The 20,349-nt window shown below is 68.0% G+C and carries 21 protein-coding genes; 11 read left to right on the forward strand and 10 right to left on the reverse strand.

Translation table 11 applies throughout. The features are described from left to right. Window positions 1-141 precede the first annotated feature (141 nt). From ACS5PN_RS29910 to ACS5PN_RS29925, 4 genes are all read left to right on the forward strand, one after another. Complete coding sequence (locus tag ACS5PN_RS29910) at window positions 142-888, forward strand: TlyA family RNA methyltransferase (protein WP_439467668.1); 747 nt, start codon at window positions 142-144, stop codon at window positions 886-888. After that, a complete protein-coding gene (gene metF / locus ACS5PN_RS29915; RefSeq protein WP_439467669.1) occupies window positions 885-1,718 on the forward strand; it encodes a methylenetetrahydrofolate reductase [NAD(P)H] in 834 nt (277 codons plus the stop codon). Before ACS5PN_RS29910 ends, metF begins: the two co-directional genes overlap by 4 nt. Window positions 1,719-1,791: 73 nt before the next feature. Further along, window positions 1,792-4,071 (forward strand): TonB-dependent receptor plug domain-containing protein, encoded by a 2,280-nt coding sequence (locus tag ACS5PN_RS29920; RefSeq protein WP_439467670.1) that lies wholly within the window; start codon window positions 1,792-1,794, stop codon window positions 4,069-4,071. Between the two features lie 11 nt (window positions 4,072-4,082). Continuing rightward, complete coding sequence (locus ACS5PN_RS29925) at window positions 4,083-4,547, forward strand: low molecular weight protein-tyrosine-phosphatase (RefSeq protein ID WP_439467671.1); 465 nt, start codon at window positions 4,083-4,085, stop codon at window positions 4,545-4,547. Between the two features lie 163 nt (window positions 4,548-4,710). Here the strand turns inward: ACS5PN_RS29925 and ACS5PN_RS29930 are convergent, their stop codons facing one another. Beyond that, complete coding sequence (locus ACS5PN_RS29930) at window positions 4,711-5,235, reverse strand: hypothetical protein (protein WP_439467672.1); 525 nt, start codon at window positions 5,233-5,235, stop codon at window positions 4,711-4,713. A gap of 223 nt (window positions 5,236-5,458) precedes the next feature. Here ACS5PN_RS29930 and ACS5PN_RS29935 point away from each other — a divergent pair, with 223 nt between their 5' ends. Continuing rightward, the gene (locus ACS5PN_RS29935; protein WP_439467673.1) at window positions 5,459-7,708 is read left to right on the forward strand and encodes an exo-alpha-sialidase; all 2,250 of its coding nucleotides are present in this window, start codon (window positions 5,459-5,461) and stop codon (window positions 7,706-7,708) included. On the opposite strand, the gene ACS5PN_RS29940 is transcribed toward ACS5PN_RS29935, so the two are convergent. Next, window positions 7,705-8,499: an SDR family NAD(P)-dependent oxidoreductase gene (locus ACS5PN_RS29940; RefSeq protein ID WP_439467674.1), complete on the reverse strand. Its 795-nt coding sequence runs from the start codon at window positions 8,497-8,499 to the stop codon at window positions 7,705-7,707. The genes ACS5PN_RS29935 and ACS5PN_RS29940 overlap by 4 nt on opposite strands. 150 nt (window positions 8,500-8,649) lie before the next feature. On the opposite strand from ACS5PN_RS29940, the gene ACS5PN_RS29945 reads away from it, so the two are divergent. After that, on the forward strand, window positions 8,650-9,639 hold the full coding sequence (locus ACS5PN_RS29945; protein WP_439467675.1) for an RNA polymerase subunit sigma-70: 990 nt from the start codon (window positions 8,650-8,652) through the stop codon (window positions 9,637-9,639). On the opposite strand, the gene ACS5PN_RS29950 is transcribed toward ACS5PN_RS29945, so the two are convergent. The 4 genes from ACS5PN_RS29950 to ACS5PN_RS29965 form a co-directional block, all read right to left on the reverse strand. Further along, window positions 9,619-10,641, reverse strand: coding sequence for a hypothetical protein (locus tag ACS5PN_RS29950; RefSeq protein WP_439467676.1), 1,023 nt, complete (start codon window positions 10,639-10,641; stop codon window positions 9,619-9,621). The two genes, ACS5PN_RS29945 and ACS5PN_RS29950, sit on opposite strands and share 21 nt — an antisense overlap. Then, window positions 10,641-11,957, reverse strand: coding sequence for a Xaa-Pro dipeptidase (gene pepQ / locus ACS5PN_RS29955; protein WP_439467677.1), 1,317 nt, complete (start codon window positions 11,955-11,957; stop codon window positions 10,641-10,643). Before pepQ ends, ACS5PN_RS29950 begins: the two co-directional genes overlap by 1 nt. 10 nt (window positions 11,958-11,967) lie before the next feature. Further along, a complete protein-coding gene (locus ACS5PN_RS29960; protein ID WP_439467678.1) occupies window positions 11,968-12,192 on the reverse strand; it encodes a DUF1161 domain-containing protein in 225 nt (74 codons plus the stop codon). A 679-nt stretch (window positions 12,193-12,871) separates the two neighbouring features. After that, window positions 12,872-13,456: a 5-formyltetrahydrofolate cyclo-ligase gene (locus ACS5PN_RS29965; protein WP_439467679.1), complete on the reverse strand. Its 585-nt coding sequence runs from the start codon at window positions 13,454-13,456 to the stop codon at window positions 12,872-12,874. An 85-nt stretch (window positions 13,457-13,541) separates the two neighbouring features. Here ACS5PN_RS29965 and ACS5PN_RS29970 point away from each other — a divergent pair, with 85 nt between their 5' ends. After that, a complete protein-coding gene (locus ACS5PN_RS29970) occupies window positions 13,542-14,669 on the forward strand; it encodes a sterol desaturase family protein (RefSeq protein ID WP_439467680.1) in 1,128 nt (375 codons plus the stop codon). Window positions 14,670-14,678: 9 nt separating this feature from the next. Continuing rightward, entirely contained in the window at window positions 14,679-15,113 is a 435-nt protein-coding gene (locus ACS5PN_RS29975) for a TfoX/Sxy family protein (RefSeq protein ID WP_439467681.1), read from the forward strand. On the opposite strand, the gene ACS5PN_RS29980 is transcribed toward ACS5PN_RS29975, so the two are convergent. Next, window positions 15,066-15,359: a DUF2917 domain-containing protein gene (locus ACS5PN_RS29980; protein ID WP_439467682.1), complete on the reverse strand. Its 294-nt coding sequence runs from the start codon at window positions 15,357-15,359 to the stop codon at window positions 15,066-15,068. The two genes, ACS5PN_RS29975 and ACS5PN_RS29980, sit on opposite strands and share 48 nt — an antisense overlap. Window positions 15,360-15,449: 90 nt before the next feature. Here ACS5PN_RS29980 and ACS5PN_RS29985 point away from each other — a divergent pair, with 90 nt between their 5' ends. From ACS5PN_RS29985 to ACS5PN_RS29995, 3 genes are all read left to right on the forward strand, one after another. After that, on the forward strand, window positions 15,450-16,397 hold the full coding sequence (locus ACS5PN_RS29985) for a LysR substrate-binding domain-containing protein (RefSeq protein WP_439467683.1): 948 nt from the start codon (window positions 15,450-15,452) through the stop codon (window positions 16,395-16,397). A 178-nt stretch (window positions 16,398-16,575) separates the two neighbouring features. Continuing rightward, on the forward strand, window positions 16,576-16,995 hold the full coding sequence (locus ACS5PN_RS29990; protein ID WP_439467684.1) for a response regulator transcription factor: 420 nt from the start codon (window positions 16,576-16,578) through the stop codon (window positions 16,993-16,995). Window positions 16,996-17,101: 106 nt separating this feature from the next. Further along, window positions 17,102-17,635, forward strand: a complete 534-nt coding sequence (locus tag ACS5PN_RS29995; protein WP_439467685.1) for a DUF4199 domain-containing protein — start codon at window positions 17,102-17,104, stop codon at window positions 17,633-17,635. Between the two features lie 7 nt (window positions 17,636-17,642). Here the strand turns inward: ACS5PN_RS29995 and ACS5PN_RS30000 are convergent, their stop codons facing one another. The 3 genes from ACS5PN_RS30000 to ACS5PN_RS30010 are packed head-to-tail and all read right to left on the reverse strand — an operon-like array spanning window position 17,643 to window position 20,260. After that, entirely contained in the window at window positions 17,643-17,990 is a 348-nt protein-coding gene (locus ACS5PN_RS30000; protein ID WP_439467686.1) for a hypothetical protein, read from the reverse strand. 23 nt (window positions 17,991-18,013) lie between these two features. Further along, window positions 18,014-19,702 carry a cation:proton antiporter gene (locus ACS5PN_RS30005; protein ID WP_439467687.1) on the reverse strand — a complete coding sequence of 563 codons (1,689 nt, stop codon included), beginning with the start codon at window positions 19,700-19,702 and terminating at the stop codon, window positions 18,014-18,016. 15 nt (window positions 19,703-19,717) lie between these two features. Continuing rightward, window positions 19,718-20,260: a 5-formyltetrahydrofolate cyclo-ligase gene (locus ACS5PN_RS30010; RefSeq protein WP_439467688.1), complete on the reverse strand. Its 543-nt coding sequence runs from the start codon at window positions 20,258-20,260 to the stop codon at window positions 19,718-19,720. Window positions 20,261-20,349: the final 89 nt, after the last annotated feature.

Below are 20,349 nucleotides of genomic sequence, written 5' to 3' on the forward strand. Positions count from 1 at the left end.
GCGCGCCTGGCCGGTCCCCCGAGGGGACGGCGATGCTCGCGGCGTCGAGCCGCGAGCACATCGCCCACGGCGGGCCGGCTAGGGAGCGGCCCGGCGCTCGGCCCGCAGGTTTCGTGCGCTGCTCGCGCAGCGTTGGCGTCCATGAGAGCTGACCAGCTCCTCGTCGCCCAAGGCCTTGCGCCGACCCGCTCGGTCGCGCAGCGCCTGATCAGCAACGGCGCCGCCGAATGGGCCTCGCCCACCGGCTGGGCCGTGCTGAAGAAGGCCGGCGAGGACCTGCCCGAGACGGCCCAGCTGCGCGTCACCGACGACGCGGAGCTGCGCTATGTGTCGCGCGGCGGGCTCAAGCTGGAGGGTGCGCTGGCGCGCGTGGGTTTCGACGTCAGCACCCACACGGTGCTGGATGTCGGCCAGAGCACGGGCGGCTTCACCGACTGTCTGCTGGCCCATGGCGCCCGCCATGTGGTCGGCGTGGACGTCGGCCACGGCCAACTGCATGCCAAGCTGCAGGCCGACCCGCGCGTGACGGCGCTGGAAGGCGTGCATGTGCGCGAGCTGGACGTGCTGCGCCAGCACCAGCCGACGGGGGGCTTCACCCTCATCGTCGGCGACCTGAGTTTCATTTCCATGATCGGCAGCCTCCCGGAGTTGCTGCCCTGGCTTGAAGTGCACGGCCATCTGCTCGTGCTCATCAAGCCGCAGTTCGAACTGGGGCCACAAGCCCTGGGCAAGGGCGGTCTCGTCAAGGACGAGGCCGACTACCCGCGACTGGAAGCCCGCGTGCGCCTGGCCTGCACGGCCCTCGGCCTCAAGGTGCTGGACTACTTCGACAGCCCCATCACCGGCGGTGATGGCAACCGCGAATTCTTCTTGTGGGCCTCCCGATGAGCACCGCTGTTTCGTTTGAATTTTTCCCGCCCAACACGCCGGTCGGCGTCGAGAAGCTCAAGACCGTCGTCCAGGACCTGGGGGCGCTGTCGCCCCAATACTTCAGCGTCACCTATGGCGCCGGCGGCTCCACGCGCGACAAGACCCTGGGCGCGGTGATGGACATCGCCGCGGCCGGCTTCGAGGCTGCGCCGCATCTGAGCTGCGTGGGCTCCACGCGCGAGAACATCGCCGAGATCCTGGCCACCTACCGCGCCCAGAACATCCACCGTGTGGTGGCCCTGCGCGGCGACCTGCCCAGCGGCACGGCCACGGCCGGCGAGTTCCGCTATGCCTCCGAGTTGGTCCGCTTCATCCGCGAGACCCAGGGGCCCGACTGGCATATCGAGGTGGCCGCCTACCCCGAGGTGCACCCGCAGCAGCGCTATGCGGCGCGCGACCTGCAGCACTTTGTCGACAAGATGCGCGCCGGCGCCGACGGTGCCATCACGCAGTTCTTCTTCAACGCCGACGCCTACTTCCACTTCGTCGACGAGGCCCGCAAGCTGGGCGTCACCCAGCCCATCGTGCCGGGCATCATGCCGTTCCACAACTATGGCCGCATCGCCCAGTTCGCCCAGCGCGACGGCATCGACATCCCGCGCTGGGTGCAGATGAAGATGGAAGGCTTCATGGACGACGCCGCCAGCATCCGCGCTTTCGGACTGGACGTCATCGCGCGGCTGTGCGAGCGCCTCATAGCCGGCGGCGCACCGGGCATCCACTTCTACACGCTGAACCAGAGCGCGCTGACGCTGGAACTCTGCAAGCGCCTGGAGCTGGGCCGCTGACGAGGTTGCGCTTGTGTAAATGAGCGCTTGACACGGCCATTCGACGGGGTCGGCCTTCAGAATGCCGGCCACCATGAACCGCCTCGTCCTCGCGCTGGCATTGCTGTGTGCCAGCGCCCTGTGCGCGGCCCAGACAGCGCCCAAGCCCCCCGCCCCGGCCGCCAGCACGGCCGCCGCCAACAAGCTCGACCGCGTCGAGGTCAACGGCGGCCCCACCGCCAACAGCCGCCGCCGCAACAGCACGGCCAGCAAGATCGTCATCGAGCGCGAGGACCTGGACCGCTATGGCGACACGGTGCTGGGCGACGTGCTGCGCCGCCTGCCTGGCGTCACCATCGGCGGCCGCCCGGGCCGCGGCGGCGACATCCGCATGCGTGGTCTGGGCAGCGGCTTCACGCAGATCCTCGTCGACGGCGAGCGCGCCCCCGCCGGCTTTGCCGTGGAGGACCTGCCGCCCGATCAGGTCGAGCGCATCGAGATCTACCGTGCCCCCACCGCCGAGACCGGCGCGCGGGCCATTGCCGGCACCATCAACATCATCCTGCGCGAGCCGCTGCAGAGGTCCAACAACGAGCTGCGCTTCACCGTCGGCCGCGACCGCGGCGAGCCGCAGGCCGACTTCAGCTGGACGCGCAACCTGAAATGGGGCGGCCCGAACGGCGACGAGTTCGTCGGCGCGATGTCCACCAACGGCGGCATCCACCGGCGCTTCAACAACATCGACTCGCACAACCGCGTCGTCGACACCGACACCGGCGAGGTCATCAACGAGACCGTGCAGCAGGGCCAGAGCGTGGGCCGCAGCACCAACCTCAACGGCAACGGCCGCCTGCGCTGGAAGTTCAGCGACACGCTGAGCTTCAACCTCGCGCCCTTCTTCGCGCTGTCGCAGAACGAGGGCTCGAGCCAGAACAACGCGGTGGGCTTCACGCGCTTTCGCGACGTGCATGGCGAGTCCGACGGGCGCATGCACAACCTGCGCGTCAACCTGTCGGCCAGCTACCGGCCCACGGCCCTCGAAACCTGGGACTTCAAGGTCGGCCGCGGCGGCTTCAAGAGCACGAGCAACAGCCAGCGCCACGAGAGCCTGAAGGACATCGGCATCGACTACGAGCGCGAGCAGGACGACCACAACGTCACCACCGACGACCAGACCAGCCTGGGCGCCAAGTGGAGCCTGAAGACGGCCAAGGAGCACCAATGGGTGAGCGGCGTCGAGCATGAGCAGAGCCAGCGCACCCAGGTGCGCCGCACGCTGATCGACGGGGTGGAGTCGCCCGGGCTGCAGAAGTTCGGCGACACCCTGGGCTCGAGCAGCCAGCGCATCGCCGGCTACACGCAAGACGAATGGAGCCCGAGCAAGATCTGGTCGGTCTATGCCGGCATCCGCTACGAGCGCATCGAGACCCAGTCCGACGCCGCCGGCCTGTTGCCCGACACGCGCAACGTCTCTCAGGTCACCTCGCCCCTCTTCCACCTGCTGTGGAAGCCCGAGGCCTTCCCCAAGGACCAGGTGCGCTTGAGCCTGACGCGCAGCTACCGCTCACCCAACCTCAACGACCTGATTGCGCGGCCGACCATCAACACCACCTACCCCAGCGGTCCCAACCTGCCCACCTATGCCGACCGCGCCGGCAACCCCGACCTCAGGCCCGAACTGGCCACCGGCGTCGACCTCAGCCTGGAGCATTGGCTGCCCACCGGCGGCATCGTGTCGGGCAGCGCCTTCGTGCGCGACATCAAGGGCCTGATCCGCAGCCGCATCGACCTGGAGACCGTGCCCTGGGACAACACGTCGCAGCGCTGGGTGAGCCGCCCGCGCAACCTCGAAGGCGCGCGCACCATGGGCATGGAGTTCGAGGTCAAGGCGCGCCTGGACGAGGTCTGGGAGGAGGCCCCGCCCGAGTGGCAGCAGCTGCTGCTACGCTTCAACATCGCCGTCTTCGACAGCAAGGTCAAGGGCATCCCGGGCCCCGACAACCGGCTGGACCAGCAGCCGCGCGGCAGCCTCAACTTCGGCCTGGACCACCGCTGGAAGGCCTGGGGCCAGAACTTCGGCAGCGGCTTCAACTTCAACTATGTGCCGGCCACGCGCGTGCAGCAGACCGAGAACCTGAGGCGCGAGGAGACCTCGCGCCGTCAGTTCGACGCCTATCTGTCCTGGGCCAGCGGCTCGGTGCGCGACGGCATCAACTGGCGCCTGTCCCTGGCCAACCTGCTGCCACGCGATGCCCAGGTCACGTCCGAGGCGACCTATGTCGACCCCATCACCAGCCACAACCTGTTGACCGATACCTGGTCGCGCAACACCACCTTCCGCGTGATCTCGCTGCGGGCGGACATGAGGTTCTAGACAATGCGGCCATGACACGCCGCATCCTGTTCTTCTGCATGGGCAATATCTGCCGCAGCCCCACGGCCGAGGGCGTCATGCGCGCCAGGCTGAAGGCGGCTGGCCTCGACATCGAGGTCGATTCGGCCGGCACCCACGGCTATCACGTTGGCGCGCCGCCGGATGAGCGCAGCCAGGAGCATGCGCTGAAGCGGGGTTACGACCTCAGCGCGCTGCGTGCTCGCAAGCTGCTGGCCGAAGACTTCACTCGCTTCGACCTGGTGCTGGCCATGGATGACGACAACCTCGCCAACGCGGAGCGCCTGTGCCCGCCGTCGCAGCGCCATCGGCTCAAGCTGCTGATGGACTACGCGCCGCAGGCGGGCAAGCACCATGTGCCGGACCCGTACTACGGCGGGGAGGCAGGGTTCGAGGAGGTGCTGGATCTGGTCGAAGCCGCTTGTGATGGGCTTATCGCGTCGTTAAAGCCGACCTAACCACGTTGGCCCTGATCGAAATCGGAAACGCTTTTCCGGTTGCGCGCTTCCAAGGCAAGGTATTGGACGAGTGTTGATTCAAGACGCCAACCGCTGGCTGCCGGGCAACACATACCCGCAGTCACTTTGCAGACGCCTCGATCGGACGCAGTGGCCTGCAGGTTCAAAAGTCGGCTTCCTGCGCACTCAGCGCCTGGATCGCCAGGGTCAACTCTGCTTCGTTGCCCTCTTCCCAATTTCGAACGTTGTTCATAGCTCTGGAAGCTGCTTCAAGGAGCTCCGCCTGCGCAGGCCTGGTAACTACATCAAAACCGCTTCGACCGCGAAGATTGGCTTTAGTGCGAACCCAACGCCTTGATTCCTCGCCGTGAAGGGCCCAAACCGAGTGAACAACTCGATTCCTGAACTCTTCTGCAACGAGCATTGCCCGCTTGGCAATGACCGGATTGAACTCACTGGCTGGCATCCCGTGTCGCGCGTACAACTCGAACAACAGATCGACCTTCTGCCTGTAACTCATCGCTGCAGAAACCAAGTGCCGATCGTCAACAGATTTCATGCGCAACGCTGCGCTAAGAGCTTCAGCAACCCAGAGTTCTAGAAGCTGAAAGGCAACGACTACATGTCCAATTGCGCGCAGAAGGCGATCGGTGCCTTCGACTAAATCGCGTGACTTTTCAGCTCCCATATGCGGGCCGGGCGCGTTCGTTGATGACATTGCGCTCTAAGTGAACCAGGATTTCAAAGAGCGTGACCGCGTTGAAGAGATCGCAATTCACCTACATCGAAGACTACGGGACGAGCCGATCTAACGCTGCATCACACCCAGTTTCCTCGGGTAAACCGTATTTGTTCGATCAACGAACAAATAGACGATGCCGGCACTTGAACGAGAAGATGGTGCCGGAGACATGAATCCCATCAAGCCCTGGCTGGTCGCCCTGGCGCTGGCCGCTGCATCTATGGCGGTGGCCGCGCCGCCCGCCGATGTGCCCTATGCCTGGAAGCCCGTCGCCATCGTCGGCGGTGGCTTTGTCGATGGCATCGTCTTCCAGCCTGCCGTGCCAGGCCTGGCCTATGCCCGCACCGACATGGGCGGCGCCTACCGCCGCGACACGGCCACCGGGCCGTGGCAGCCGCTGCTGGACTGGCTGCCGCTGAAGGACGTGAACCTGATGGGTGTCGAGAGCCTGGCCATCGACCCCAACGACGCCGATGCGCTGTATCTGGCCTGCGGGACCTACACCAACCCCGCCGTGCCCAATGGCGCGGTGCTGCGCTCGCACGACCGCGGCCACACCTTCCAGCGCACCGACCTGCCCTTCAAGCTGGGTGGCAACGAAGGTGGCCGCGGCAATGGCGAGCGCCTGGCCGTCGACCCCAATGACGGCCGCGTGATCTACCTGGCCAGCCGCCTCGCCGGCCTGTGGCGCAGCGGCGATGCGGCCAAAAGCTTCCAGCGCGTCGACGCCTTCCCGGATTCGGCCTGGCGCCGCGAGGCTTCCGACGGTGCTCCGCCCAGCTGGGGCGGCAGCGACGGCAAGGCCAGCATCAACTTTGTGCTCTTCGACCCCGCGAGCGGCACGCGCGGCCAGGCGAGCCGCACCATCTACGCGGGCGTCTCGGTCGTCGGCCGGCCCAGCCTCTGGATCAGCCGAGATGCAGGCGTGAGTTGGTCAGCTGTAGCCGGGGCGCCCACCCAGCACCGCCCCATGCGGGCCGCTCTCGCGGGCGACGGCCGCCTCTACGTCGCCTATGCCAGCGAGCCCGGCCCGCACCGCATGAAAGACGGCGCCGTCTGGCGCTACGACGCCGCCAAGCAAGCCTGGACCGACATCACGCCCGAGCGTCCCGGCGCCACCGACCCCTTTGGCTACGCCACGGTCGCCGTCGACCCGACGAACCCGCAGCGCCTGCTCGCCAGCACCGCCGGCCGCGGCGCGGGCGATGAACTCTTTCGTAGCAGCGACGGCGGCGCGACGTGGAAGCCGCTGTTCAAGGCCGCCAAGTTCGATGCCGCCGCCGCCCCCTATGTCGCCGACACCCATCTGCACTGGCTCTACGACGTCAAGATCAATCCCGCCAACCCGGATCACGCCCTCTTCACCACCGGCTATGGCGGCTGGGAGACGCTGGACCTGACCCGCGCCGAAAAAGGCGAGCCCACGCACTGGCAGGTCATGGCCGGTGGCATCGAGGAAACCGTGGCCCTGGCCCTGCACAGCCCGACGAAAGGCGTGCCGCTGGTGACGGCCATCGGCGACTACTCGGGCTTCGTCCACAGCGACCTCGACAAACCGGCGCCCGGCAACCCCAAGCCGCCCTTCTTCGGCAACACGCATGACGTGACCGGCGCGGAGCTGGCGCCCGAGGTCGTCGTGCGCATTGGCAAGCCACGCGATGGCGCAAAGAACCTCGGTTACTCGCTGGACGGCGGCGCCACCTGGCTCGAGCCGGTGACCGTTCCCGATGCCAAGGCCAGCGACGGTTTCATCGCCGTGTCGGCCGACGGCAAGGCCTGGGTGTGGACACCCAAGGGCGGCATGCCGCACGTCAGCCACGACCGCGGCGACACGTGGACGCCAGTGCAAGGCCTGCCCGCCGGCACCCGCGTCGTCGCCGATCGCGTGAACTCCCGGCGCTTCCACGCGATGGCGCTATTCGACGACAAGCTCTACGCCAGCGAGGACGGCGGGAAGACCTTCGGCTCCAGGCCCCTGGACCTGCCCGATGGCCCCGTCGTGCGCGCCGCCGCCGGCAGCAACAACCACAGCAACCGCGGCGACGACCGCGGTGGCCAGGACCGGCTCTACGCCACGCCCGGCCGCGAGGGCGATCTGTGGCTGGCCGCCTTCCACGGCCTTTATCACCGCGACGGCAAGGCCTTCAAGCGCCTACCCGGCGTCAGCGAGATCCACGCCTTCGGCTTCGGCCGCGCCGCGCCCGGCAGCAGCGAGCCTGCCCTCTACCTCGTCGGCATCGTGGCCGGCCGTTACGGCGTCTTCCGCTCCATCGATGGCACAGCCAGCTGGCAACGCATCAACGACGACGCCCACCAGTGGGGCCTGATCCTGCAGATCAGCGGCGACCCCAAGGTGTTCGGCCGCGTCTATGTCGGCACGCACGGACGCGGCGTGCAGTACGGCGACCCGAAACCCTAATCGGGCACGCCGCCCATGGTCAGGTTCAGCGTCGTGCCCATCAGGCCACTGGCCTGGTCGGAAGCGACGAAGACGGCCGCGTTGGCCACCTCCTCCAGCGTCATGACGCGCTTGGGGTGACTCCAGTTCGCCAGGAAGGCCTGGAACTGGGCCCACGTCATGCCCATGCGCGCGGCCTTCAGCTCGAAGGCCTCCTGCATGACCCGCGTCTCCGGCAGGCCATGCGGGCGCAGATTGACGACGCGGATGCCGTGCGGCGCCAGTTCGGTGGACAGGTCACGCGCCAGCGCATCCTTGGCGGCCTGGGCCGCGCCGTAGCCGCCGTTCAGCGCCGTGCCGGTGCGGCCGGGCAGGGCCGTCACGGTCATGATGACGCCCGACTTGTTCGGCAGCATGCGCCGAGCCGCCAGCCGCGCCGTCAGGAAGTAGGAGGCCAGGTAGTCACTGATCGGCGATGCGAAATGGCCGAGATCGAGATCCACCAGCGGCACGCCGAGCGCCTTCGCATTCGAGAAGCCAGCCGCATTGAACGAGATGTCGATACGCCCCGCCTGCCCGACCACGGCCTGCAGGTGCCCGTCCACCGCCCGCTCGTCGAGGGCATCGACCTCCGCCGGCTGCGCCATCCCGCCCGCGGCCTCCATCTGACCGGCCAGCGCCTGTACCGGCGACAGCCGGTGGCCGGTCACGAACACTCGCGCTCCCTCCCGCGCAAACGCGCGCGCCACTGCGCCGCCGATGGCGCCGCCCGCGCCATAGATCACCGCCACCTTGTCCTTCAACATCGTCATGATTTGCTCCTGGGTCATGCGGGGCGGCACCGCGCCACCCCGTCCCTGCTACAGACCCCACGCGGTCGACAAAATGGGCGCTCGCCCCCGACCGCCCAGTTCGTCCCTCGGCCGGTGTCTACAGGCGACCAGAGACCACGGGAAGCAGACATGGAACTGATAGCCAAGGCCAGGGCCGGCGACGGCGAGGCCTTCCGCGCGGCGGTGGCGCCCTACCGGCGCGAACTGCAAAGGCATTGCTACCGCATGCTGGGCAGCCTGCAGGACGCCGAAGACGCGCTGCAGGACACGCTGCTGGCCGCCTGGCAGGGCCTGGCCGGCTTCGAGGAGCGCGCCTCGCTGCGCACCTGGCTGTTCCGCATCGCCACCCACCGCTGCCTCAACGCGCTGCGCACAATGAGCCGCCGGCCGGCCAAGGCCTGGGACGTGCCTGGCGTGCTGCCGCCTGAACCGACGCGCCTGGGCGAAGTGGCCTGGCTGGAGCCCTGCCCTGACGGCATGCTGGACGGCCTGACCGACAGCCAGCCCGGGCCCCAGGCCCGCGTCGAGCAGACGCAGTCCATCTCCCTGGCCTTCATCACGGCGTTGCAACGCCTGCCACCGCGGCAACTGGCCAGCCTCATCCTCTGCGAGGTGCTGGGCTTTCAGGCCAGCGAGGCGGCGCAGATGCTGGGCTCGACGGTGGACGCCGTGAACAGCGCGCTGAAGCGTTCGCGCGCCAGCTTGGCAGGCGTGGGCCGCGAGCCGCCACCGCCGCGCGACTCGCCCGCCGAGGCCGAAGTCGCGGCCCGCTTCGCGCAAGCCTATGAAGCCGCCGACCTCGACGCCCTGGTGGCCTTGCTGACCGATGACGTCTTTGTTTCCATGCCGCCCATGCCGCTGGAATACGAGGGCCTCGCAGCCGCCACCGGCTTCTTTGCTGCCATCTTCGGCGCCGGCCGGCGCTTCCATCTCCTGCCCACGCGGGCCAATGGGCAGCCCGCGTTCGGCGCCTACATCGCGGCGCCCGATGGCACGCGCCTGGGTGCCGGCCTGTTCGTCCTCACGCTGGCCGGCGATCGCATCTGCGCACTGACCCGCTTCGAAGCCAGCCTGCTGCCCTGGTTCGGCCTGCCGCCTTCAATTCAGGCGCCGCAATGATGTCTTGATCAACCGGTCGCCGGCATCGAAGAGGCTGACCAGCTCCAGCTTCAAGAGCCCGGCCGGCTGCTGGATCTCGTGCAGATGGCGCTGCAGCCGCCGCCCTGATTCGAAGCGCGTGTCGTCGCTGGCCCAACCCACACGCTGCGCGAGCTCGGCAGGCGTCAGGCCGGCTTGCAGCGCGAGCGCCGCCCGAACCCAGTTGTCCTGCAGCCCCTGCAGGCTCGCATCCGGTGGTGCAGGCGGGTCGTCCATGGCCTCGAAGACGACGCGGGTGTCGTCGGGCCAGCTCTTGTCGCCCATGGGCAGGCGGAACATGCGCTCGCGCAGGGAATAGCCCCAGTCGTACTTGGGCCCGCCGTCGTCGCGCAGGCCGTGGAGCAGGCGCGCGCTGATCGTCAGCCGCCGCTCGCCGTGCACCAGGGTCACGGCGAAGACCGGCTTGTCGGCGAAATTGCTGGGGCTCCAGTCGCGGTCCCAGCAGTCGTCGAAGGCAAAGGCGAACAGGCCGCCGAAGAAGTCGGTCCCGCGTGCCACGCCGCTGCCGAAGGCGACGCGGCATTGCAGCCGCAAATCACCCAGACGCCGCTCGCCGTCGGGCACGTCCGGCGTGCGGATGTCGGGCCGCCAGGTCACACGACCGTCGGCCAAGCGGCTGCGGATCTCGATGCGATCGTCCAGCCTGCGCCAGGCCGGGTCGATGACGAAGCGGTCCTCGGCATCCAGGGCCACCGGCTGCCGGCCGCCCGGCGCCATCAGGCCCAGCTCCAGCGCTAGCGTGGTCTCGGCCTGGGTGCGCGCATGGACCTTGAACTTCAGCACCGCGGCCGGCGCCAGCAGGCGGTACTTCTCGAACAGCGCCTCGGCTTTGAAGAGCTGGCCCAGCGTCTTCTTCTCACGTGCCGTGGCCGCCTCACCCGAGACCTCGACGCGATCGAGCTGGGCATCGGCGGCCCAGGCGCTGGCGCAGACCAGCGCCAGCAGCAGGGCCGCTGCGCGCATCACACCGACGCGAACGCGTCCCGCGTCAGGTTCTCGGGCGCCTCGCCGGCACCGCGGCAGGCCACGTCGTCCTCGATGCGGATGCCGCCATAGCGCGCCAGGCGATCCACGACATCCCAGTCGACCTGGGCGGCATGAGGCGAGGCGCGCAGCTGGCGCAGCAGCGTGGGGATGAAGTAGAGGCCAGGCTCGATGGTGACCACCATGCCGGCCTGCAGCGGCCGTGTCAGTCGCAGATAGCGGTGGCCCTCGGGCTTGTCGGCCACGCCGCCGGTCTCGCTGGCCATGAAGCCGCCGACGTCATGCACCTGCAGGCCCAGCAGATGGCCGACGCCATGCGGGAAGAAAGGCTTGGTGACACCCTCCTCCACCATGGCCTCCTCGTCCATCTTCACGATGCCGGCGTTGCGCAGCACGCGCGCGACGCGGCGGTGGGTGCTGAGGTGGATGTCGCGGTAGTCCACGCCCTCGCGCACCTCGTCGACGAGGCCGATCTGCTCGACCTCCATCGCCGCGACCAGGGCCGCGAACTCGTCGTGGCCCGGCGCCACCCAGGTGCGCGTGATGTCGCTGGCATAGCCGTTGACCTGGGCGCCGGCGTCGATGAGGAAGCTGCGCATCTCGGCCGGCGCGCTCTCGTCCTGGTACTGGTAGTGCAGCACCGCGGCATGCTCGTTGAGGCCGATGATGTTGGTATACGGCAGGTCGCGGTCGTTGTGACCGGTGGCGAGCAGATAGGCGCGGTGAATGCCAGCTTCGCTCTCGCCGCGCAGGAAGGCGGCGCGGGCGGCGTTGTGGCCCGGCACGGCGCGGCGCTGGGCGGCGCGCATCTGCTCCAGCTCATAGGCGCTCTTGGCGCCGCGGGCCCAGTGCAGCAGGTTGAGCAGGGCCTCGGGGTTGTTGGGTGCAAGACCTGGCAGGGCCGCATCGGCCTCGGCGACGATGGCAGTGCGCGGCGTGACGAGATCGGCCAGGGCTTGAGCGGCTTCCTCGGGCTCGCGGATGACGACCAGCTCGACCGCCTCCACCCATTCGCCGCTCGGCGCGCTCGGCGGCACATGCCAGTAGTCGTCGGGCTGGTAGTAGACGACACGCGGCTTCTTGCCCGGGCGCACGGCCAGCCAGGAATGCGGGTGGTTGGTCAGCGGCAGCCAATGCTTGAAATGCGGATTGGCCTGGAAGAGATAGGGCCGGTCATCGAGAAAGGCGTACTTCTCGATGCCGGACGCGATCAGCAGCGTGTCGAAGCCGGTGCGCTCGAGTGCGCTCTCAGCATGCTGCTGAAGCGCGGCGAGGTGGTCGGTGTAGAGGCTCATCGCCGCGCTCTCACTTGCGCACGTAGGTCAGCTTCTTCGTGCCGCCTTCACAGCTGCCGATGACCTTGGCATCGCCAACCTTGTCGGTCTCGACGACAGCGATCTCGTAACCCTTGACGCCATTGGCGTCGAGCTTGGCAGCAATCTCGGTCTTGAGTTCGTCGCAGGGCTTGGAGGCGGCGAAAGCGCCGGTGCAAGTGGCACTGAGAAGGATCAGCAGCAGGGGCTTGGACATTGGATTTCCTCGTGGCAACGGAGATAGTGGATTGTGGGACAGGCAGGCTCCTTCGGTTGCCTTCGCGCTTGTCCTTCCGACTCGATGCAGTGAGCCGGGAATCCGCCCCGGCAGGGCGGGTAACTTTTGGCGAAGCCTTCGGCTTTCTCTGACACGCCAGAGAAAAGTCACCAAAAGAGGAGCGCTCAATGCAATCCGCACTCGAGCGGCGGCGTGCGCTCGCGATGCTCGAACTGGACCGCGCCTACACGCGACCCGCTGCGCTCTCGCTGCTGTCCCTATGACGGGCATCACTGATCGCCACTCACCACCGTTAACGCCGGCTGCACGCCGGGCTCACGAGAAATACCAAACAGCCGCGTCGCCCGAGCGACGCTGTCTTTGGTTTTCTGATGAGCTCGGCGTGCAGCCGCGCGTTCAGCGGACCGGTGGTCCGAAATTTGGTGCTGGTGATAGGGACAGCAGCGAGAGCGAAGCGGGTCGCTTCTTCCCGCAATGCCAGCGGATGTTTTCGCGCGCCGTTCATGGCGTCGTGGTGCTCGTGTGCGGTTCAGGGCCTCTTCTTTGGTGACTTTCTTCTGGCCCCGCAGAAGAAAGTTACCCGGCCGCCGGGACGGACTCCCGGCAATGCAGCGATCAGTAGCGCTCTTTGCTCAAGCAACCCAACGCCAACCGTCATTCACCCCTCCCGATCCCACACCACCCCCTCCTCCGTCAACATCGCATCCAGCGGCACATCCAGCGCACTCGGCTTCAGCAGCGGCAAAAACCCATGCGCGTATCCGATGCCAACCGACGCGGGCCGCGGCTGCATCTCGGCCAGGGTCTTGTCCATGAAGCCGCCGCCATAGCCCAACCTCAAACCGCAGGGGCCGAAACCCAGGCAGGGCACCAGCATCAGCTGGGGCTGGAACTCCTCGGTGCCCTTGGGCTTGGGGATGTGGAAGGCGTCCTCCTCCATCGGGCAGCCGGGGTACCAGACGTGAAAGCGCAGGGTGCGGTGTTCCTTGTCCACCACCGGCAGGCCGATGCGCCTCTCGGGATGATCCTCGGCCCAGCGGTAGAGGGCCGGCAGCGGATCGAACTCGCCCTTGATGGGCCAGTAGGCGCCGATGGTGGTCTCCTTGCGCCGCAACAGCCAGACCCGCAGCACCTCCTGCAGGTCGGCGGCCAGGGCCAGGCGGTCGGGCAGGGCCAGGCGTTGTTCGATCAGCTTGTGCCGGATGGCGGCGCGGTCATTGGCGTCCAAGGGGAAGACTTCCATGTGGCCCTGGGAATCTGGCCATTGTGGGCCAAGCCCCGAGGTCGCTAGAGTCGCATCCGCACAAGCCATACAGGGAGAACCACAGGTGCTGGACAAGCTCAACCAACTCAGCGAATCGAGCGGCGCGCTCAAGCCGGGCCGCGGCATGATCAGCGGCGTCATCGCGCTGGTGCTGTCCATCCTGTGCTTCCTCGGCGTGCTGGCCTTCCACTTCCCCGAGTACCTGACGACGCCCCAGCTGCGCCAGTCCTACAACGTCGACGTGATCCGGCGCCTGCTGTACTGGGCCCTGGTGGTGGCGGGCGGCCTGGCCCTGTTCAACATCGTCTTCAGCCGCATGCGCTGGCTGGCGCTGTGGACCTTCGTGCTGCTGGGCCTGGCGCTGGCCCTGGGCGGGCACAAGGTCGAGGTGGACCCCAACTTCCCCGACCACACGCCCTATGTCGGCCTGGACTGGTTCATCCTCGACCTGCTGGGCTCGACGCTGATCTTCGTCTTCATCGAGAAGCTGTTCGCGCTGCGCCGCGACCAGCCCATCTTCCGCTCCGAGTGGCAGACCGACTTCCACCACTTCATCGTCAACCACCTGGCCGTCGGCTTCGTGCTGCTGGCCACCAACCTGCTGGTGCACAAGTTCTTCGGCTGGGCGGCCAAGGACGGCATCCAGGGCTGGGTGCAGGGCCTGCCCTTCCCGGTGGCTCTCTTCCTCATCATCCTGGTGGCCGACCTGGTGCAGTACTGGACGCACCGGGCCTATCACGAGGTGCCCATGCTGTGGCGGCTGCATGCCGTGCACCACAGCGTGAAGAGCATGGACTGGCTGGCCGGCTCGCGCCAGCACATCCTGGAGCTGCTGATCACCCGCACCCTGGTGCTGGCGCCCATCTTCGTGCTGGGCTTCAGCAAGGAAGTCATCGATGCCTACATCGTCGTGGTCGGCTTCCAGGCCGTGTTCAACCATGCCAATGTCAGCGTTCGCCTGGGGCCGCTGCGCTACCTCATCGTGACGCCCAATTTCCACCACTGGCACCACTCGCAGGACCAGGAAGCCCTGGACAAGAACTACGCGGCTCATTTCGCGTTTCTCGACCACCTTTTCGGCACGGCCGTGCAGTCGGAGCGCAAATGGCCGGAGCGCTATGGCGTGCTGGGCGACTATGTGCCGGACGGCTTCCTCAAGCAGCTGCACTTCCCCTTCACGTGGAAAGGCTGAGGGCGCGTCATGACGCCTTACATCGAGCTGTGCATTGAGTTGCTGTCACCGCTGGGGCCCGTGCGCCCGCTGCGCATGTTCGGCGGGCATGGCCTGTATGTGGACGGCCTCTTCATGGCCCTGGTGATCCAGAACCAGCTCTATCTGAAGACCGATGACGCGACGCGCGAGCGCTTTGTCGCGGCTGGCTGCGAGCCCTTCACCTATGAGACCAAGCTCGGCGAGCGCCAGGTGCTGAGCTACTACCAGCCTCCTGAGGAGACGCTGGAGTCACCGCCGCTGATGCTGCCCTGGGCCCGGCTGGCCTTCGAGGCCGCCTTGCGCGCGGCGAATGCCAAGAAGCCGGCCAAGGCCAAGAAACCAGCGGCGGCCAAAAAGACCGCCGCCAAGAAGGGATCAGCGCGTAAAGAAGCGCCGGCCAAGAAGGCCGCGGGGCGCGGCTGAGGTCGGCGGCACCAGCAGCTCGAAATCGGCCGCCGGCCAGCCTTCCAGCACGGCGGTCTGGCCCGGGGCCAGGGCCACCGCCTCACCGGCTTCCAGCCACTTGTCTTCGGCCGGCTCGTCCGTGGTGCCCGACAGCGTCAGCCACACCCGGCCGCGGGCCACCGCCAGGCGGCGCGCCTCAGCGCCACCGGCCAGGGTCATGGCCCGGCCACCGTCCAGATGCCAAACAGATTGCGCGTCGCTCATGATGAGTCTCCTGGGTTGATGTCAGGGATTCTGCTTAGATCACCCGGGGCGGTCCAATGAATGCGCCGCAGGGATTGATACCATTCGCTCATGAATCAGCCGATACGCCAGCGCCCGCTCTCGGTGGGTCCCCTGCGCGCCTTCGAGGCAGTGGCCCGGCTGTTGAGCTTCCGCGCGGCAGCCGAGGAGCTGAGCCTGACCCAGTCGGCCATCAGCCGCCAGATCCAGTCGCTGGAGGAGGAGATCGGCTGCGTGCTGTTCCTGCGCGGCACGCGCAAGGTGGAGCTGTCCACCGACGGCGCCCAGCTGCTGCCCACGGCCGTGGCCGTGCTGTCCAAGCTGGACCAGACCGTGCGCCAGATCCGCCGCACCCGCGGCCGGCGCGTCGTCAACGTCAGCACCTTTGCGTCCTTCGCCTCGCTGTGGCTGATCCCGCGCATGGAGGCCTTCCAGCGCGAGCACGAGGACATCGACATCCGCCTGTCGGCCTATGACCGCAAGGTCGACCTGGAGGACGGCGAGAGCGACCTGGCCCTGCGCTATGACGACCGCCCCTCGGTGCCGGCCGACGCGGTGCAGCTCTTCGAGGAGATGCTCTCGCCCTGCGTCAGCCCCTGGTATCTGCAGAAGCCACCGGCCCCGCTGAAGAAGCCCGCCGACCTCAAGGGCCATGCGCTGGCCGAGGAAGACGACCCCCGCCCCAGCGCCGAATACCTGAGCTGGCGGCGCTGGCTGGTCGAGCAGGGAGCGCCTGACCTGCAGCCGCGGCGCTGGCTGTATCTGAACTTCACCTATCAGCAGATCCAGGCCGCGCTGACCGGCCAGGGCGTGGCCCTGGCCCGCCTGCCGCTGGTGCACGAGCATGTGCAGCGCGGAGAGTTGGTGGAGCCCTTCGGCAAGGCCGGGCGCCTGGGCAGCCCCTTCAGCTACTGGCTCATCATGGGCACGGGCGCGGCGCGCCGGCCCGAGGTGCAGCAGTTCGCGGACTGGGTGAAGCAGCAGGCGGCGCTGACGCGCGACGCGCTCACCGGCGTATGAACATGCCCCTCGCCCAACCTCGCATCGCTGAACGCGAGCGAGTCTGGTCGGTCCCCCGGGGGGACGGCGATGCTTGCGGCATCGAGCCACAAGCACATCGCCTGCGCGGGCCGGCTAGGGAGCGGCCCGTCGCTCGGCCCGCAACTTCCAGGCGGGGCGCTTCGAGGAGTGTGAGGTGATGTGGCGCCGCATCCTCATCTACGGCCTGGCCCTGGCGGCCGGCACGGGGCTGCTGCAGTGGCTGGACTACCGCCACCTCGCCCGCGCCCAGTCCGAGACGGTCTACATCACCATCATCGCCCTCGTCTTCCTGGCCCTGGGCGCCTGGGCCGGCGTCCGGCTGCTCGGCCACCGCGCGCCGCCGGCCCCGCCCTTCGACGGCAATCCGCAGGCTCAGGCGACGCTGGGCATCAGCCCGCGCGAGCTGGAGGTGCTGGAGCAACTGGCGGCCGGCCTGAGCAACAAGGAGATCGCCGACAAGCTCCATGTGTCGCCCCACACGGTCAAGACGCATGTGGCCCGGCTGTTCGAAAAGCTCGGCGCGCGCCGCCGCACCGAGGCCATCCTGAAGGCGCGCGAGCTGGGTTTGTTGCGCTGAAGGCCCGCAATTGGGGTGAATCCAGCGAAATCACCCATTTGTCCGATCGCCTTTGCGGCCCGAACATCGTTCCATGGCGGACCTTTCAACCCGCCATGAGGTTCTCATGCTGAAAAAGATCCTGTCCTTTGGTTTCGCCGCCGGCCTGCTCGCTGGCGTGCCGCTGTTCGCCCTGCTGATCCTGAACCGCGGCGCGCCACCGGCCCACGGCATGGTCATCGGCTACACGCTGATGCTGATCGCGCTGAGCCTGGTCTTCGTCGCCATCAAGCGCCGCCGCGACGACGAGCTTGGCGGCGTCATCCGCTTCTGGCCCGCCTTCCTGCTCGGCCTGGCCATCAGCCTGGTCGCCAGCGTCGTGTACGCCGCCGCCTGGGAGATCACGCTGGCCGTCACCAAGATGGACTTCGGCACCGAGTGGGCCAAGATGTACCTGGCCCAGAGCAAGGCCAAGGGCCTGCCCGAGGCCGAACTGGCCAAGCTGGCCGCCGATATGGACGAGTTCAAGCGCAACTACGCCAACCCGCTCTACCGCTTCCCGATGACGATGTGCGAGATCCTGCCGGTCGGCCTGCTGGTGTCGCTGGTGGCGGCGGGTCTGCTGCGCAATCCGCGGTTCATGGCGGCGAAGCGGGCCTGACCCGCCCTCAAGACCAGAAGATCTGCCAGTGCCGGCAATGCCCGGCACCGTCGGAGCAGGCTTCACAGACCGCCAGAACCGCGAACAGCAGCAGCACCAGCGAGGCAACGGCCGGCCTCCAAAGCCGTGATCCCGACCAGCTTTCCCTGTAAGCGACAACCGACGAGACCACACCGGCGATGAAAGCGGCCAGCGCGTTCAACAACAGCAAGCCCTTCAGCGCAGCCTCGCCGAAGCCGCCGGGACCATCACCGCGGATGATGGTCGCCTCCTTGAAGAAGGTCGCGAACAAGACAAGGTTGATCAGGTTGTAAACAACGCAAACCCACAACCCGCGCTCAGAAAGGTTCTTCAAGGATCGCCCGTCGAAGGCCGCCTTCAATGCGCTGGTGCGGCGGTGGCGACCGCCGGTGCTGCCACAACCCGCGCCAGCGCCTGAGCCAGCGCCTGCTGCGACCTCAGCACCTCGTTGACGCCTGCATCCTTGAGCCACTGCGCCTCTTCGCGCGTGTGTGCCACGACGGCGCAGCGCAACTCGGGGTTGAGCTGGCGCGCAGTGGCCAGCATGGCGGGCACGCTGCGCACATCCGTCACGGCGACGACCAGCCAGGCGGCCTGGGCGATGTGGGCCTGCACCAGGGTCATGGCTTCGGTGGCCTCGCCCAGCACGGCGGCCTGGCCGGCGGCGCGCAGCTTCTCGACGATCTCGCGGTCGTGGTCGATGACCACCAGCGGCCGGTTGCCGAGTTCGTAGTGCAAGGCGGTGCCCAGCGAGCCATGGCCGACCAGCACGACCTGGCCTGCCAGCGCGCCCTCGGGCGTGTCGGCCGGCAGCTCGGCCAGCGGGTCGTCGCGCGCCTCCAGCTTGCGCGCCCAGGCCGAACGCTTCAGCACCCAGCTGCGCAGCGGCTCCACGCCCGCAAACAGCAGCGGGTTCAGCGCAATGGAGGCGATGGCGCCGGCCACCACGAGGCTGGTCGCCTCGGCCGGCACCAGCTTGAGGCTCTGGCCCAGGCCGAGCAGGATGAAACTGAACTCGCCGATCTGCGCCAGGCTGACCGCCACCGTCAGCGCTGTGGACAGCGGGTAGCGCAGCAGCAGCACCAGCACGCCGGCCGCCAGCGTCTTGCCAACCAGGATGACAGCCACCGTGGCCAGCACGGCCAGCGGTTGCTCGATCAGCACTCGCGGGTCGAACAGCATGCCGACCGCGACGAAGAAGAGCACGGCGAAGGCGTCGCGCAGCGGCAGGCTCTCGTGGGCCGCGCGCTCGCTGAAGGCCGACTCGCGCAGCACCAGACCGGCGAAGAAGGCACCCAGGGCCACGCTGACACCGAACAGGGCCGCAGCCCCGACGGCCAGGCCGACGGCTGCGGCCACCGTGGCCAGCGTGAACAGCTCGCGCGAACCGGTGCGGTTGACCTGCCACAGCATCCAGGGCAGCAGGCGCCGCCCGGCCACCAGCATCACCGCGACGAACACCGCGACGGCCAGCAGCGTCTTGCCAATGGTCAGCCACAACGCGCTGCCGCTGGCACCGCCTTCGCCACCCAGCACCGGGATCAGCACCAGGGCCAGCACCATGGCCAGGTCTTCGACGACCAGCCAGCCCACCGCGATGCGCCCATTGCCGGTGTGCAGCAGCTCGCGCGACTCCAGGGCCCGCAGCAGCACCACCGTGCTGGCCACCGACAGGGCCAGGCCGAAGATCAGCGATGCCGCCAGGTCCCAGCCCCACCACCAGTGCGCCAGGCCGGCGCCCATGGCCGTGGCGGCGGCCATCTGCACCAGGGCCCCAGGCAGGGCGATGCCCTTGACCGACATCAGATCGCCCACCGAGAAATGCAGGCCGACGCCGAACATCAGCAGCATGACGCCCACCTCGGACAGCTGCTGGGCCAGGTGCACATCACCGACAAAGCCCGGTGTGTGCGGCCCGATCAGCACGCCGGCCAGCAGATAGCCCACCAGGGCCGGCAGCCGCGCCCATTGCGCGAGCAGGCCCAGCACCAGGGCCAGGCCAAAGGCCGCGGCCAGCGTCGAGATCAGCGTCATGCCGTCATGCATCGTTCGGGGACTCCTTCATTCAGGGGCAATGAGCTCGCGCTCGGTCAGGATCAAGGTCAGGGCGCGGTCATGCGCCTCGACGGGGAAATGGGTCTCTGCCGCCGACCAGGCCAGGCCGATGGTCGTCACGCCGGGATGCAAGGCCAGCCAGCGGTCGAAGTAGCCGCCACCGTAACCCAGTCGAAAGCCCTCGCGTGTGAAACCCACGCAGGGCACCAGCACGACATCGGGCACGGCGACCGCGCCGGTGGCGGTGGCGATGCCGCATTCGTCTTGCGCCGTCGTCGCGCCGCCATCCCAGCGGCGGAACACCATCTCGGCCGGGTCGCGCTTCGCAAACGGCAGCGCCCGGGCATAGGGCAGCTCGCCCGGATCGAACTCGCCGGCCAGCGGCCAGTAGACGCCCAGCAGTTCGGGCTCGAGCTGCTCCAGCAGTTCGCGCAGCGGCGCGGCCAGCGCGGCCTGGGCAGTCTGGAAGGCCGGGCCGGCTGCGAATTCGCGGCGCGCGGCCAGCAGCTCGCGGCGCAGGGTGGGACGGTCGGGAGGGGCGGCGCTCATCGGGCTATTAAAACCCAGGCCTCGTTCAGGGCTTGTGTCGGTCCTCAGCCCTGAGGATGAAGGCTGCGCGCGGGATGGTGCGCAAGCTA

This window comes from Roseateles sp. NT4 (genome assembly GCF_051857475.1).
GTDB lineage: Bacteria > Pseudomonadota > Gammaproteobacteria > Burkholderiales > Burkholderiaceae_C > Pelomonas.

Coding starts and splice junctions, on each gene's coding strand:
- ACS5PN_RS29960 (WP_439467678.1), bottom strand. CDS start 12,192: ATGTCCAAGCCCCTGCTGCTGATCCTTCTCAGTGCCACTTGCACCGGC.
- ACS5PN_RS29935 (WP_439467673.1), top strand. CDS start 5,459: ATGAATCCCATCAAGCCCTGGCTGGTCGCCCTGGCGCTGGCCGCTGCA.
- ACS5PN_RS29920 (WP_439467670.1), top strand. CDS start 1,792: ATGAACCGCCTCGTCCTCGCGCTGGCATTGCTGTGTGCCAGCGCCCTG.
- ACS5PN_RS29910 (WP_439467668.1), top strand. CDS start 142: ATGAGAGCTGACCAGCTCCTCGTCGCCCAAGGCCTTGCGCCGACCCGC.
- ACS5PN_RS29930 (WP_439467672.1), bottom strand. CDS start 5,235: ATGGGAGCTGAAAAGTCACGCGATTTAGTCGAAGGCACCGATCGCCTT.
- ACS5PN_RS30005 (WP_439467687.1), bottom strand. CDS start 19,702: ATGCATGACGGCATGACGCTGATCTCGACGCTGGCCGCGGCCTTTGGC.
- ACS5PN_RS29980 (WP_439467682.1), bottom strand. CDS start 15,359: ATGAGCGACGCGCAATCTGTTTGGCATCTGGACGGTGGCCGGGCCATG.
- ACS5PN_RS29940 (WP_439467674.1), bottom strand. CDS start 8,499: ATGACGATGTTGAAGGACAAGGTGGCGGTGATCTATGGCGCGGGCGGC.
- ACS5PN_RS29995 (WP_439467685.1), top strand. CDS start 17,102: ATGCTGAAAAAGATCCTGTCCTTTGGTTTCGCCGCCGGCCTGCTCGCT.
- pepQ (WP_439467677.1), bottom strand. CDS start 11,957: ATGAGCCTCTACACCGACCACCTCGCCGCGCTTCAGCAGCATGCTGAG.
- ACS5PN_RS29985 (WP_439467683.1), top strand. CDS start 15,450: ATGAATCAGCCGATACGCCAGCGCCCGCTCTCGGTGGGTCCCCTGCGC.
- metF (WP_439467669.1), top strand. CDS start 885: ATGAGCACCGCTGTTTCGTTTGAATTTTTCCCGCCCAACACGCCGGTC.
- ACS5PN_RS29990 (WP_439467684.1), top strand. CDS start 16,576: ATGTGGCGCCGCATCCTCATCTACGGCCTGGCCCTGGCGGCCGGCACG.
- ACS5PN_RS30010 (WP_439467688.1), bottom strand. CDS start 20,260: ATGAGCGCCGCCCCTCCCGACCGTCCCACCCTGCGCCGCGAGCTGCTG.
- ACS5PN_RS29965 (WP_439467679.1), bottom strand. CDS start 13,456: ATGGAAGTCTTCCCCTTGGACGCCAATGACCGCGCCGCCATCCGGCAC.
- ACS5PN_RS29975 (WP_439467681.1), top strand. CDS start 14,679: ATGACGCCTTACATCGAGCTGTGCATTGAGTTGCTGTCACCGCTGGGG.
- ACS5PN_RS29925 (WP_439467671.1), top strand. CDS start 4,083: ATGACACGCCGCATCCTGTTCTTCTGCATGGGCAATATCTGCCGCAGC.
- ACS5PN_RS29950 (WP_439467676.1), bottom strand. CDS start 10,641: ATGCGCGCAGCGGCCCTGCTGCTGGCGCTGGTCTGCGCCAGCGCCTGG.
- ACS5PN_RS29945 (WP_439467675.1), top strand. CDS start 8,650: ATGGAACTGATAGCCAAGGCCAGGGCCGGCGACGGCGAGGCCTTCCGC.